This window comes from Nocardia sp. NPDC058058, from assembly GCF_042885355.1.
In the GTDB taxonomy this organism is placed as follows: Bacteria; Actinomycetota; Actinomycetes; order Mycobacteriales; family Mycobacteriaceae; genus Nocardia.
Map to the genome: position 1 here is coordinate 879,493 of NZ_JBHVSA010000003.1, position 13,119 is coordinate 892,611.

Annotated in this window: 15 protein-coding genes; 7 read left to right on the top strand and 8 right to left on the bottom strand. The window is 65.0% G+C overall.

Translation table 11 applies throughout. The annotated features are described in order from the left end of the window. Nucleotides 1-124 precede the first annotated feature (124 nt). The 3 genes from ACFVUS_RS27655 to ACFVUS_RS27665 are packed head-to-tail and all read left to right on the top strand — an operon-like array spanning nucleotide 125 to nucleotide 1,456. A complete protein-coding gene (locus ACFVUS_RS27655) occupies nucleotides 125-559 on the top strand; it encodes a MarR family winged helix-turn-helix transcriptional regulator (RefSeq protein ID WP_387772498.1) in 435 nt (144 codons plus the stop codon). A 41-nt stretch (nucleotides 560-600) separates the two neighbouring features. Further along, nucleotides 601-972, top strand: coding sequence for a hypothetical protein (locus ACFVUS_RS27660; RefSeq protein ID WP_387772501.1), 372 nt, complete (start codon nucleotides 601-603; stop codon nucleotides 970-972). A 40-nt stretch (nucleotides 973-1,012) separates the two neighbouring features. Beyond that, the gene (locus ACFVUS_RS27665; RefSeq protein ID WP_387772504.1) at nucleotides 1,013-1,456 is read left to right on the top strand and encodes a PaaI family thioesterase; all 444 of its coding nucleotides are present in this window, start codon (nucleotides 1,013-1,015) and stop codon (nucleotides 1,454-1,456) included. Here ACFVUS_RS27665 and ACFVUS_RS27670 read toward each other — a convergent pair. The 4 genes from ACFVUS_RS27670 to ACFVUS_RS27685 form a co-directional block, all read right to left on the bottom strand. Next, nucleotides 1,453-2,265, bottom strand: a complete 813-nt coding sequence (locus ACFVUS_RS27670; RefSeq protein ID WP_387772507.1) for a hypothetical protein — start codon at nucleotides 2,263-2,265, stop codon at nucleotides 1,453-1,455. The two genes, ACFVUS_RS27665 and ACFVUS_RS27670, sit on opposite strands and share 4 nt — an antisense overlap. Continuing rightward, the gene (locus ACFVUS_RS27675; protein ID WP_387774720.1) at nucleotides 2,262-3,125 is read right to left on the bottom strand and encodes an undecaprenyl-diphosphate phosphatase; all 864 of its coding nucleotides are present in this window, start codon (nucleotides 3,123-3,125) and stop codon (nucleotides 2,262-2,264) included. The genes ACFVUS_RS27670 and ACFVUS_RS27675 overlap by 4 nt, the downstream gene beginning before the upstream one ends. A gap of 87 nt (nucleotides 3,126-3,212) precedes the next feature. Further along, the gene (locus tag ACFVUS_RS27680) at nucleotides 3,213-4,451 is read right to left on the bottom strand and encodes a hypothetical protein (RefSeq protein ID WP_387774723.1); all 1,239 of its coding nucleotides are present in this window, start codon (nucleotides 4,449-4,451) and stop codon (nucleotides 3,213-3,215) included. 71 nt (nucleotides 4,452-4,522) lie between these two features. Then, entirely contained in the window at nucleotides 4,523-5,908 is a 1,386-nt protein-coding gene (locus ACFVUS_RS27685) for a sensor histidine kinase (protein WP_387772510.1), read from the bottom strand. A 270-nt stretch (nucleotides 5,909-6,178) separates the two neighbouring features. Between ACFVUS_RS27685 and ACFVUS_RS27690 the strand changes: the two genes are divergently transcribed. Further along, a complete protein-coding gene (locus ACFVUS_RS27690) occupies nucleotides 6,179-6,952 on the top strand; it encodes an ABC transporter permease (RefSeq protein ID WP_387774726.1) in 774 nt (257 codons plus the stop codon). Continuing rightward, the gene (gene add, locus ACFVUS_RS27695; RefSeq protein WP_387772513.1) at nucleotides 6,952-7,980 is read left to right on the top strand and encodes an adenosine deaminase; all 1,029 of its coding nucleotides are present in this window, start codon (nucleotides 6,952-6,954) and stop codon (nucleotides 7,978-7,980) included. The genes ACFVUS_RS27690 and add overlap by 1 nt, the downstream gene beginning before the upstream one ends. A 4-nt stretch (nucleotides 7,981-7,984) precedes the next feature. On the opposite strand, the gene ACFVUS_RS27700 is transcribed toward add, so the two are convergent. Continuing rightward, a complete protein-coding gene (locus ACFVUS_RS27700; protein WP_387772516.1) occupies nucleotides 7,985-8,938 on the bottom strand; it encodes an SDR family NAD(P)-dependent oxidoreductase in 954 nt (317 codons plus the stop codon). A 132-nt stretch (nucleotides 8,939-9,070) separates the two neighbouring features. On the opposite strand from ACFVUS_RS27700, the gene ACFVUS_RS27705 reads away from it, so the two are divergent. Together ACFVUS_RS27705 and ACFVUS_RS27710 are read left to right on the top strand one after the other, a co-directional pair. Then, complete coding sequence (locus ACFVUS_RS27705; RefSeq protein ID WP_387772519.1) at nucleotides 9,071-9,640, top strand: TetR/AcrR family transcriptional regulator; 570 nt, start codon at nucleotides 9,071-9,073, stop codon at nucleotides 9,638-9,640. A gap of 270 nt (nucleotides 9,641-9,910) precedes the next feature. After that, entirely contained in the window at nucleotides 9,911-10,594 is a 684-nt protein-coding gene (locus tag ACFVUS_RS27710; protein ID WP_387772522.1) for a hypothetical protein, read from the top strand. 56 nt (nucleotides 10,595-10,650) lie between these two features. Here the strand turns inward: ACFVUS_RS27710 and ACFVUS_RS27715 are convergent, their stop codons facing one another. The 3 genes from ACFVUS_RS27715 to ACFVUS_RS27725 all read right to left on the bottom strand — a co-directional run bounded on the left by ACFVUS_RS27715 (nucleotide 10,651) and on the right by ACFVUS_RS27725 (nucleotide 13,118). Further along, nucleotides 10,651-11,475, bottom strand: a complete 825-nt coding sequence (locus ACFVUS_RS27715) for an alpha/beta fold hydrolase (RefSeq protein WP_387772525.1) — start codon at nucleotides 11,473-11,475, stop codon at nucleotides 10,651-10,653. Between the two features lie 63 nt (nucleotides 11,476-11,538). Further along, the gene (locus ACFVUS_RS27720; RefSeq protein WP_387772528.1) at nucleotides 11,539-12,267 is read right to left on the bottom strand and encodes an alpha/beta fold hydrolase; all 729 of its coding nucleotides are present in this window, start codon (nucleotides 12,265-12,267) and stop codon (nucleotides 11,539-11,541) included. Nucleotides 12,268-12,326: 59 nt separating this feature from the next. Beyond that, on the bottom strand, nucleotides 12,327-13,118 hold the full coding sequence (locus ACFVUS_RS27725; RefSeq protein WP_387772531.1) for an SDR family NAD(P)-dependent oxidoreductase: 792 nt from the start codon (nucleotides 13,116-13,118) through the stop codon (nucleotides 12,327-12,329). Nucleotide 13,119 lies beyond the last annotated feature (1 nt).

Here is a 13,119-nt window from a genome sequence, read left to right on the forward strand (position 1 = left end):
TCCCGAATGCTAGGCGCTGCGAGCCGATCGCGCCGGGGAGGCGACCGCCAACGGGCGTACTTCTCGACCAGCCCGAACGAATATCTCTTGAAACAGATACCACGATTTCGTATAGTACGAAATCGTGGTATCTGAGTTGAACTCGGTCGAGTGGTCGGCAGTTCTGGCGGTGCAACGGGCGACCCATGCCACCCTGCGCGAGCTCGACGCGCGATTGGTCGACCTGGACTTGACCGCGTCCGAGATCAACGCGTTGGCGAACCTCGCCGACGGCCGTGGGCGCACCGTGTCCGAACTGGGCGCGGCCGTGGGATCGCGACCCACCACGCTCACCAGCGTGCTGGATCGTCTCGAGCGGCGAGGCCATCTCACTCGGGGGAACTGCCCGGGAGACCGCCGGGCGGTTCTGATCGAACTCACCCCGTCCGGACGGGAAACCGCCGCCATCATCCGAAAAGCCATCGCCGATCTGGAGCGCCGTGCGTTCACGGATCTGTCCGCGGAAGCGGTCGCGGGACTGCGCGCCGCACTGCAAGCCCTGACCGAGGTGTCCTCATGAGATCGTCTCCGTCCGAAACACCCACCGACTTCGATGAATTGATGGCCGAGGTGATGGCCGACGCCGAGCGTTTCGGCCACCGTGAACACGTGCACCTGACTTGGCTCGCTGTCCGCCGCCGCGGCGTGCCCGCGGCAATCGACTTGATCAGCAACGGTATTCAGCGAACCGCACGCTATGCGGGCGCGCCGCAGAAGTACAACGTGACGGTCAGCCGCGCCTGGGTGGAACTGGTCGGGCACCACGCGATCGATTCCGGTGAAGCCGATTTCACCGCGTTCGCCGATCACCATCGCGTCCTGCTCGACAAACGCCTGCTGACCCGCTTCTACCGACCGGGAACCCTGGCTTTGCCTCGGGCAAAGCGCGATTGGGTCGAGCCGGACCTGCGGCCCTTCCCCTGGCGCGAATGACAGTCTGCGCCAGGGATGTTCACCTTCGCGGAGGGAATCGATGTCAACCGATAACGCGGGCACCCTGAGCCCTTCCCAAGAAGCGCGACTGCGCGAAAGCATCGGTCGCCAAACCCTGCTCGGCACACTGGGAATCGGCATCACGAGCCTGGCCCCCGGTCGCGTCGTCCTCGAACTACCGTTTCGCGAGGACCTGTGCCAGCAGAACGGTTTCGTCCACGCCGGAGCCATCACCACCCTGGCCGACTCGGCATGCGGTTACGCCGCCATGTCACTGCAACCGCCCGACCGTGACATCCTCACCGTGGAATTCAAGATCAACCTCATGAGTCCCGCTGTGGGACAACGGTTTCTGGCGACCGCGACGGTGGTGAAGTCCGGCCGCACCCTCACCGTCTGCACGGCCGAGGTCGTGTCCGACACCAACGGTGCAGGCCCGGTCGCTCTCATGCAAGCCACTCTCATGGCGTTGCCGACCTACTAATGGATTCCCGTACTGGTCTTCTGTGGGGCTGTTGAAACGGCGCGGATGGAGCTGTGGTGGAGTCTGACCCCCACCACGAGCACAAGGAGCAGCACCGCACTCGTGCCCCAGGTGCCGAAGGCCAGTCCGCCCTTGTCGTGCGGTTTGGACAGCAGATCGCCGACGGTCGCACCGAGGGGTCGAGTGAGGATGAATGCTGTCCAGAACAGCAGCACGCCGGAGATCGGCGTGAGGTAGTGCGCCGCGAGAATGACAGCCATGATCAGGGCGATGAGTGCGGCGCTGCCCCAGTAACCGAGGCCGGAGCTGTCGGACAGATAGTCACCGACCGACGTGCCGAGCGTGTTGGACAGCAGAATCGCTGACCAGTAGAGGATTTCGCCGCGCCGGGTGGTGATCGCGGAGACGTCGTAGGTTTGCCCGCTCAGCTTCCAGATGGTGAAAACGATTGTGAGACCGGTGATCAGAACGACCGCGCCGCCGCCGTAGCCGAGACCGCCGTCGGTGGAGGTGTCCGAGCCGGGACCGCGATTGAGCAGATCGGAGATCGTCGTGCCCGCCGTGCTGGTGGCGGCGATGACCGTCCAATACAGGGCGGAGTGAAAGCGGTTCGCGCGCAATTGGATCAGCAGACTGATCGCGAAGATCGCCAGGAACAGCACCGAGGCGGCGGCGTAGCCGAGGTTCAGGGTCTGCGCGAGCAGATCGCCGCCGGTCTCACCGAGGGTGGTGGCGGCGATCTTCAGAATCCAGAAACCGGCGGTGACCTGTGGGAGCTTGTAATCACCCCGGATTGCGGTGGCCATCATCCGTGCAGTCCGAAGTACGCCAGGCTGCCCACGCCCGCGATGAGGCTGTAGATCGCGAACGGGGTGAGGGTTTTGGTTTCGAAGTACGCGGTCAGGAATTTCACCGAAATATAGGACAGCACACCGGCTACCACCGAGCCCGCCAGTGCGGGGCCGAGGATGTCGTGGTTCTCGGGCTTGAACAGCTCCGGTGTCTTGAGGACACCGGCGGCCAGGATCACCGGGGTCGCGAGGAGGAAGGCGAAGCGGGCGGCATCTTCGTGGCGCAGGCCCTTGAACAGTCCGGCGGCGATGGTTGCGCCGGAGCGGCTGATGCCCGGGCACAGTGCCGCGATTTGCGCGGAACCGATGAGCACGGCGTCTCGCATCCCGAGTCCGGACAGGGTCAGATCCGACGGCTGACGTTTGCGCAACCTCTCGGCCGACAGCAGCACGATTCCATTGAGCGCCAAGAAGATCGATGTCGGGATGGGGGTGCCGAGATGATTGCGAACGGTCTTCTCCAACGCCAATCCGGCCAGCCCCACCGGGATGGTGGCTACGATGAGCAGCACACCCAGCCGTGCTTCGGATGTGCGAATCTCGCGCGTTCGCACGGCATCCCACAGTCCGGCCAGGACGCGCACCCAGTCGCGCCAGAAGAAGATCACCAAAGCCAGCGCGGTTGCCACATGCATGGCCACCAGCAATGCCAGGTATGGAGAGTCCTTGGCGGACATATCCAAATCCCGCGCCCATTGCCCGCCGATCCAGGCGGGCAGCAGAATGCTGTGCCCGAGACTGGAAATGGGGAACAGTTCGCTCACCCCCTGGAGCGCGCCGACGACGATGGATTCCAGATAGCTGATGGCCATGCACAGTCCTATTCGGTGAGTATGAGCGTGCTCGATGACCCGACGAGGTGAAACCTTCTGCGGGTCAGCGTGATCAGTTGATGTGTAGGGCCGCTATCCCAAGGTGGTGAGCAGCGTGGTCAAAGCCTGGGATTCGGTGATCGGGTCCGGCTTGCTCGCCCGCACAGCCTTCAATGCCGCATCGATCTGGCCATCGATCACAGTCCAGGATTTGCTGTCGATGGCCTGCAACGTGTCCTGGTCACGATCCCAGGCGGTTTCGAGATCCTTGATTCGAGACTTGGCGTCATTCTGTTGTCCCGCTTGCACTTTGGTGAGGGTGTCCTGGGTGATGGCGCGAAAGTTCGCGATATCGCTCGATGGGAAGTGCGCCCCCGCCTGCCCCGGCGCGAGATCGGACGTGGATGCCGTGGCACCGGGTTCGTCGTCTCCGCCGACCGAGGCGTGCGGTTGCGCTGCGGCCCAGGCCACCAGTGCACCGGCCAGAACTGCGACCACGGCGTAGTACCCGAGCATGAGCCGCTCTCGGGCCGGTGTGAAATCACGTGCGGCAGAAGTGTTTTGAGCGGAGATGACGTCGGCCCTAGTGCGGGTGAGGTACACGACGGTGGCCAAGATCGCCGCCAGGAACAGCACACTGGTGAGCGCGGTCCCCAGCCCGAGACCGTGGTCCGCGGTGGGTGAGGCGAGCCAGTCACCGAGATTGGCCCCGAGTGGCCGGGTGAGGATGTAGGCGAGCCAGAAGGCCAGGACGGCATTGGCCCCCAGTCGCCAGCCGAGGACAACCGCGGCGATGAGTCCGGCGGGCAGCAGCACCGAAACACCGGGTCCCCATCCGGTCACCGACAGCGTCCAGTCGCCCGCGGCGGTCCCGAGGGCGAAGGTGACCAGCACCGCCAGCCAGTAGAACACCTCGCGCGGTGTGGTGATGATCGAGTGGATCGACAGCGTGCGTTCCCGCATGAACCACACGGCGAACACCACGGCCAGCACCGCGGCGAACACGCTGGTGCTCACTACAAGTGGGACCGAGAGGTTGTCGGTGAGGATATCGGTGTAGAGGGTTCCGGTGACGCTCAGCACGACCACGGTCAGCCAGTACACGAACGGCACATACCGGCTCAGCCTGAGCTGCCAGCCCAGCACCGCCGCCAGGATCACCGTGAACAACGCCGCGGTCAGCCCGAGCCCGACCCCGAGGGTCATATTGATCCAGTCGGCGAAACTCTCCCCGACCGTGGTGCACAGGATCTTGATGACCCAGAACCACACGGTCACTTCCGGCACCTTGCTCAGCATCCGGCGACCGGTGCCGACCTGCGAATTCGTCATCTCCGTCACGGCACGAGACCGTACGCATCGGCCGCTGTGACGACGCTGAGAAGAGCTCGGCGCGGTGTCGGTCAGCTATCCGGTGAGCCGATCGGCGCGGCCGGGAGCTCGATCACCAGCCGGGCGCCGCCCTGCGGCGAGTCCTCGATCGTGATCGAACCCTGATGTGCGCGAACGATTTCCGCGACGATGGCCAGGCCGAGACCGGTGCCGCCGGACGTGCGGGCGCGATCGTCCTCGAGCCGCACGAAGCGCTCGAAAACTCGTTCGCGCTCGGGGGCCGGAATACCGGGTCCGTCATCGTCGACGATCACTCGCGCTGTGCCGGAACCGGATTCGACCGTGACGGCGATTCCGGTGCGAGCGTGGGCGGCGGCATTGTCGGTGAGATTCCGGATCACCCGTTGTAATGCGCTCGGATCACCGACGACTCGGGCGGGTTCCAAGCGCGCCTGCACGCCCAACCCCGGACGGTCGTGCCGCAGCGTCGCGACGGTGTTCGCTGCCAGATCATCGAGATCGACATCGACCGTGGCCAGCCGCAGTCCATTCTCATCGGCCGCGGCCAGGGTGAGCATGTCCTCGATGAGCTGTTTGATCCGTTCGGCCTCGGGCAGCGCGGTCGCGTTGATCATCTCCGCGTCGAGCATGCCGGGATGGTCGCGGCCGAGTTCGAGCGCGGCGATCACCGTTGCCAGCGGACTGCGCAGCTCATGCGAGGCATCGGCAATGAACCGGCGCTGGGTGGCATCCGATGCCTGGATGCGGTCGAGCATCGCGTTCATCGTCACCGCAAGCTGAGCGATCTCATCGGTGGTCTGCGGCACCGGGACTCGATCCCCGAGCCGCCCGGCATCGATCGCGGCGACCTGACGGCGGATCGCCTCCACCGAGGTCAGCGACCGGCCGACCAGGGCGTATGTCGCTGTGGCGGAGGCCAATAGGACCAGTGGGGCCAGCACCGCCACCACCAGTCCGACATTGCGGACGGTCTCCTCGGCCTCTTCGTTGCTGACCGCGACCAGCACCGTGAAGGTGCCGTCCGGCCCCGCGACGGTGCGCGTGGCCGCTCGCACATCATCCAATCCGGCCACCTCGAAACCGGACGACGATCCCGGAACCGGGGTCACCAGCGGCTTCGAGGGCGAAACCTCCGGCGAGGCCCGAACCACAGCGCCCTCGGAGTCGATCACCTGCACCGCGACGATGGTCCGATCGCGCGCGAACAGTCCGTCGTCGGCCTGCCCGGGCGCGCGATGTGCGAGTTGCCCCGCGAGTTCACTGGCCCGCCCCGACGCGGTGGAATCCACCGATTCGAGCAATGACTGGTACATCAGCCACAAACCCGCGAGCGCGCCCAGCGCGAACACGACCGCGAGGACCGCGGTGCTCAGCACCGCCGACCGGACACGCAATCCCCACCGAGCGGGCCGCAGCAGCACCGACAGATCAACCATGTCCGCCATCATGCAGGCCGCACGACCGCGAACCCCGATCGCTCTCAGCGTGTTCACAGTGCGGGCATCGAGCCGCCGCTGCGGCGGTGGGTGGTCCCGCTGCGGTGGGTGACTGGAAGCTACGGTCGCCACGCGGTGAATCCGCTGAGCAGTAGACCTGGGATTCGCGCGGTGCTGTGCGATCGCATCCGGTGCGTCGATGGCACGCTCGCGGTCGGTTCGAGGTTGACTGGTGAGGGAATTCGGCCGAATCGCGCTAGGAGGCACGGGATCAGCACGGTAGCGACTCCGGGAGTCGGGCTTGCGATCGTTTGCGTCGTGCTGGTCGCCGGCGCGGCGGTGGTCTATCGGGTGGCGCGGCTGGGTCCGGTGCGCACCGCACCCGCTGCGGCCGCGCGGGCGATAGTTCAACTGGCCGCTGTCGCATCGGTATTGGCGGTTGCGCTCGCACACCTGTGGTCCGCGCTGCTGGTGCTGCTGGTGATGTTCGTGGCGGCGGTGGTGACCGCCGCGCGCCGCAGCGCCGCCGGATGGTCGGGGGCGTGGCTGGTGCTGTCATTGAGTGCGGGAGCCATTGCCGCCCTGCTGCCGATGCTTGTCAGCGGGGTGGTTCCGATGACAGGCGTGGCGGTGGTGCCGGTCGGCGGAATCATCCTGGGCGGCAGCATGACCGCGACATCACTGGCGGCGCGTCGCGCCCTCGATGCGCTGCGCATCGGGCACGGGGAATTCGAAGCCGCCCTGAGTTTGGGGTTCACCGACCGGGATGCTCGCTGGGAGGTCGTCATCCGCACCGCGGGTGATGCGCTCCTGCCCGGTGTCGACCAGACTCGTACCGTCGGATTGGTCACGCTGCCAGGGGCTTTCGTGGGTGTGCTGCTGGCGAGCGGTTCCGCCGTGCAGGCGGCGGCAGTGCAGGTTCTGGTGCTGTTGGGGCTATTGCTCGCGCAATCCGTTGCGGTCGCGGTTACCGTCGAGTTGATCTCACGCGGCTGGATTCAGCGGATCACAGTCCTATCCACCGATCGGAAGGCGATAGTGTAATGACCACCGCAACAAAGGATCTCGCCGAATTCCTGCGAGGTCTGCCGAAAGCCGAACTGCACCTGCACTTGGAGGGGACGCTCGAACCGGCGTTGAAGTTCGCGCTGGCCGGCCGCAATGGCATCGAGTTGGCCGAATCGACTGTCGCAGAAGTGGAAGCGACGTATCAATTCCATGATCTGACTTCGTTTTTGCAGGTCTACTACCCCGCGATGCGGGTGCTACAGCAGGCGCAGGACTTCCACGACCTGGCGTTCGCCTACCTGACCAGGGCGCACGGGGACGGGGTGCGGCATGTCGAGATGTTCTTCGACCCGCAGGCGCACACCAGTCGCGGGGTGCGATTCGATACGGTGATCTCCGGCTATCGGTCCGCGATTGTGCAGGCGCGCAGGGAGTTCGGCATCTCAGCCGAGCTGATCATGTGTTTCCTGCGCGATCAGTCGCCGGAATACGCGATGGCGACGCTGATGGAAGCGCTGCCGTACAAGGATTGGATCATCGGGGTCGGCCTCGACTCCGATGAGCGGGGCAACCCGCCGAGCAAGTTCGCGGCGGTATTCGAGCGCGCTCGCCGCGAGGGTTTCCTGCTCACGATGCACTGCGATATCGACCAGGACAACTCGCTCGAGCATATCCGCCAGGCCCTGGAGGATATCGGTGTGGACCGAATCGACCACGGCACCAACATTATCGAGAACGATGCGCTGGTCGAGCTCGCTCGATCGCGGGGGATCGCGCTGACCTGCTGCCCGGTATCGAACTCTTTTGTCACCAAGAGCGGCAAGTCCGATGAGATCGTCGCACTGCTGAACCGGGGAATCCTCGTGACGGTCAACAGCGATGACCCGTCCTACTTCGGTGCCTACGCCGCGGCCAACTATCTGGCGCTCGCTCAGGCGGCAGACCTGACGATCGATCAGCTCGTAGCGCTGGTCAAGAATTCATTCCGCGCCTCATGGATCTCGACCGCTCAACAGGAGCGCTACCTGCTCGAAGTCGACCGCTACGTCAGCGAGAACACCTGATCGCTCAGGCGACAGCGGCTGCCAGGGTATCCAGCGAGACCTGCCACAGGCGCGCGGAGTCGACGGGGTCGAGTGCGTAGGCGGCGACGCCACGACGGACGCCCGGCCGGTGCGGCTCCGCCTCGCGGCAGTCCTCGAAGTAGCGGCCGGTGACACCCTCGAGCAGGGGAGAAGCGGCGAGCAATACCGAGGTGGCCGCGCCCTGGGCCGGGGTTTTCCACGACACCGCGGTGCTGCCGGGTTCGAACGATGCGGGCGCGTTCCCCGCGTCGCCGATATGCCTGCTGAGGTTGGTGCCTGGGATGCGTCCCGGGTTCAGGGCGTTGGCGGTGATCCCGTCGCCTGCCCAGCGCTTGCTCGCCTCGACCGCGAACAGGATATTGGCGGTTTTGGACTGCCCGTACGCTTCCCACGCGTCATAGGGGCGGCGCTGGAAGTGGATGTCGTCGAACACCACCGCGCCATTCACGTGACCCACCGAACTCACCACGACCACGCGCGCGTTGCCCGCCGCCGCGAGCGAGCCGTGCAGGCCGGTCGCCAGTGCGAAATGACCGAGATGATTTGTCGCGAACTGCATTTCCCAGCCCTGCGGGGTCCGCGATTCCGGCGTGGCCATGATTCCCGCGTTGTTGACCAGGATATGCAGCGGCCCTTGCCAATTGGTGACGAACTCCGCGATCGAGGTGCGGTCGGCGAGGTCGAGCGGAGCGACGAACACCTGTGCGTTGCCCGTATCGCGGATGATGTCGCGGGCCACCAGCTCACCCGCGGCGATATTGCGCACGGCAAGTGTCACTTCGGCATTCGCGCTCGCGAGGGCGCGGGCGGTTTCGGTGCCGATCCCGGACGCGCCACCGGTGACGATCGCGCGCCGCCCGGTGCAGTCGACTCCGGCGACGACTTCGGCGGCCGTCGACTGCGCGCCGAACGGTGTGATGATGCGATTGCTGCTCATGTCCACGCTGCTTTCTGATTTCCAGGGATCGAGCGGACAGTCCCCTACACTGATAAACGGAGCCGCGTCCGCTTATCGAGCATAAGCGGAGCCGACTCCGCTTGACAAGGCCCGCCGATCCGATGAGAGACCATGCCACCCGAAAACGCCCGCCCCCTACGCGCCGACGCCCAGGTCAACCACGACCGCCTGCTCGAGGCCGCCGCCCGAGCGTTCGCCGCGGACGGCACCGACGCATCACTCAAAGCGATCGCGAAGGACGCCGGCGTCGGAATCGGCACCCTCTACCGCCGCTTCCCCACCCGCGAAACCTTGGTCGAGGCCACCTACCGCAACGAGGTAACCCGCCTCTGCGCCGCCGCCCCCGACCTCCTCACCACCCTCCCCCCAACCCGGGCCCTGCGCACCTGGATGGACCACTTCGTCGACTTCATGGCCACCAAAAACGCAATGCTCGACGCCCTACGAACAGTCCTCATGTCCGAAGCCGACATCATGAACACCCGTGCCCTACTGGCCAATTCACTATCCACACTCATGACAGCGGGCGCCACAAACCACACGATCCGCACCGACATCAACCCAACCGACGTCCTGATGGCCTTGGGCGGCATAACCCTGATAGCCGGCGAACCCGAACAACGAGACCTCGCCCACCGCCTACTGAACCTGCTCGTAGACGGCTTACGCGACCACACCTAGTCCGCAGCGTACGACGATCTACATACCAGCAGACGCCGGTCCGAATACGGAAAGAAAAGCCGCACAGGTGATCTCGGGTCACACTGGAGCGATGCGGGTACAGCGAGCGGAGTCGGTCGTGGATCTGCTGATGATGATGAGCGCTGAGATTGCATGATGGCTTCCCGCGATGACCTCGAGGTGTCATGGCACGCGTGGCTGGCGGCGGCTGAATCGGCTACTGTCTGAGACGGAGCTTCACGCCTGCTTAGCCATTGAGGAGAACTCGACGTGCGCAACGTCTTTCGCGATCCGAAGATCGACAACGGGGAGAGGTCGGAGTATGTCGTGACGGTTGGGAATGATCCGACCGAGTTTCATGCGGTATCGGTGGTTGAACATGATGGGGACACCGGGTATCGGACCACCTTGACGGTGAAACTGCCGGATGAGTTCGGGATGGTGGTCAACGAGAGGTTCGATCGCAGCGGTGGGGCGTTGAAGGCGATTTCGTATGTGGCCGAGAGTCGTCATCGGGAGGCGCTGGTCAGTCGTGAGGAAGGAAACTTCGACGGCACCTCGCATCTGCAATTCGGCGGTAAGGTGGAACCCTTTCCCGCGCAGATGACTTCGCTGCTGGGCGGTGGGACCACCTTCCGTGGTCTGGACTTCACCAAGGGCGCCAAGATGGTCGTCAACCTGTGGCTGGCGTACTCCATTCACTGGCCCGTGGAGGTCAAGGTGGAGAAGCGCACCGCCATTGACATTCCGGCGGGGCGCTTCGATGCCTGGCAGGTCAAGGCCAAGCCGAGCTTCGCCCATATCAACGGCTTGCTCGACAAGGTCATCCACGGCTTCCTTCCCGCCTTCACCCTCCATTTCGATGCGGCGGAACCGCACCGACTTCTACGGTTCAGCTTTCCGACCGGACCGCTGCCGTGGGATCCGAAAGGGCTTGTGCAACTGTCCCGTTGATCGAATGCGGTCCGCGCTGGGCGCGGACCGCTCGATACAGTCGGTGTCCGACCTGCTCAGGATTGGATGAAGGCGAGCAGGTCGGCGTTGATGGTGGCGGCCTCGGTGGTGGGCATGCCGTGTGGGAAGCCGGGGTAGGTCTTCAACGTGCTGTTGGGGAGTAGTTCGGCGGAGCGGATGCCGGCGTCCTGGATCGGGACGACCTGGTCGTCTTCGCCGTGCAGGACGAGGGTGGGGATGGTGATTTTGGTGAGTTCTTCGGTGAAGTCGGTCTGGGAGAACGCGACGACACCGTCGTAGTGGGCTTTCGCGCCGCCTGCCATGCCCTGACGCCACCAGTTGGCGATTATGCCTTCGGAGGGTTGCGCGCCTGGGCGGTTGTAGCCGTAGAACGGGCCTTCGGCGAATGTGCGGAAGAAGTCCGCGCGGTTGGTCGCGACCTGTTCCTGAATGCCGTCGAACACCGATTTATCCAGTCCGCCCGGATTGTCGGGGGTCTTGACCATGATCGGCGGGACCGCGCTGATCAACACGGCCTTGGCCGCGCGGTCCTGTCCGTGCCGGGAGAGATAGCGAACCACTTCGCCACCGCCGGTGGAATGACCGATGTGCACCGCGTTCGACAGGTCGAGGTGGTTCACCACCGTGGCGAGGTCGTCCGCGTAATGATCCATATCGTGACCGTCCGCGACCTGCGCGGAGCGCCCGTGCCCGCGCCGGTCGTGCGCGATCACCCGGAAGCCGTGGGACAGGAAGAACATCATCTGGGTGTCCCAGTCATCGGCGGACAGCGGCCAGCCGTGACTGAAGACGATGGGCTGCCCGCTGCCCCAGTCCTTGTAGTAGATGTCGACGCCGTCGGATGTGGTGATGACAGGCATGTGGGATTCCTTCCAATCGAATACGGGTACGCATCGTCGGTGGCTTCAGACCACGGTTCGAGGTTAGCCGTGATCTGGAACGGTGGTGCTCACCGAGTTCGCTGCCTCGATGATCAAGCCCGCCACCGCGTCGGGCTGGCTGACCGCGATGGAGTGCGAACCGTTGACTTCGATCGTCTTCGCGCCCATACGCTCGGCGAACATGCGTTGCGCGTCGGGATGTATCGCGTGATCTTCGGTGGCGACGGCGAACCAGCTGGGCAGTGCCTTCCACGCCGGGCGCACGCTCAGCGGTTCGCCCAGCGCGGTTGCCGATACCGGGCGCTGGCTGACCGCGCCGATGGCTGTGACGCTCTCGGGGAGATCCGCGGCGAAGGCCGAATGGAACAGGTCCTGCTTGATGTAGAACTCCGGTTCTTCGCTGCCCGGATAGGTCTTCGGCTCGATGGAGACGCCCAGGCCGGGATCGGGGTAGTTCGACACCGCGCCCAGCGCACTCTCGCCGGTGTCGATGCCGAACGCCGCCACGTAGACGAGTCCGACGGCATTGGCGGATTTGCTTGCCGCGTAGGTGATTACGGCACCGCCGTAGGAATGGCCGACCAACAGGACCGGACCTGCGGTCTGAGTGGCGGCGCTCGCGACGTAGTCACCGTCGAAGGTGAGTCCGCGCAGCGGATTGGCCAGTGCTTGCGCGCTGATTCCCGCCGCGTGCAGGCGCTCGATCACGGGCGCCCAGCTGGATCCATCGGCAAATGCGCCGTGCACCAGCAGAACTGTCGGTGTAGTCATGGGTACTCCTCTGCTTCAAATGGTGGTGCACCGCAGTGATCCACTGCGGTGCAACGGGTTCAGAGTGTTTCGATGAGTCCGCCGTCGATCCTGAAATCGGCGCCGGTGACATTGGCGGTTCGGTCGCTCGCCAGCAGCAGCACCAGATCGGCGACCTCCTGCGGATGGGTGAACCGCCCCGTGACGCTCTTGGACGCGGCCTGCCGGACCACCTCGTCGGGGTCGGCGGATGCCGCCGCGCTGACCACGGCGGCGACGCCCTGATCGCCCAGCCATAGCGCGGTGGTGACCGGCCCGGGTGAGATCGTGTTCGCCCGAACACCTTGCGGACCAAACTCTTTCGACAACGACTTGCTGAAGTTCGACAGTGCGGCTTTCGCCGCGGAGTAGTCGATTACGCCGGGATCGGGTAGGTACGCGTTGACCGAGCTGATGGTCACGATGGCGCTGCTGTCGCGCTGAATCAGATGCGGCAGTGCGGCGCGGGCCGTGCGGACCGCGACGAGCAGGTTGGTCGTCAATGACCACAGCCAGTCCTCGTCGGTCACGGCGAGGAAGCCCTGCACGCGGGGAATCACGGCCCCGACATTGTTGACCACGATGTCGATCCCGCCGAACGCGGTCACGGCCTCATCGATCAACTGCCGGGGGCCGTCGGGGGTGGTGAGATCGATCAACGGCGTTCGCACGCCCTGGCGCGCGGCAAGCTCCGTCAGGTCCTGGCTCCCGGTACGGGATCCGGCAACAACAGAAACCCCTTCGGCGGCAAGCGCTTTGGCCACACTCAGTCCGATGCCCCGGCCCGCTCCGGTCACCACTGCCACCTTGCCCGCGAGGTTCAGATCGAACATC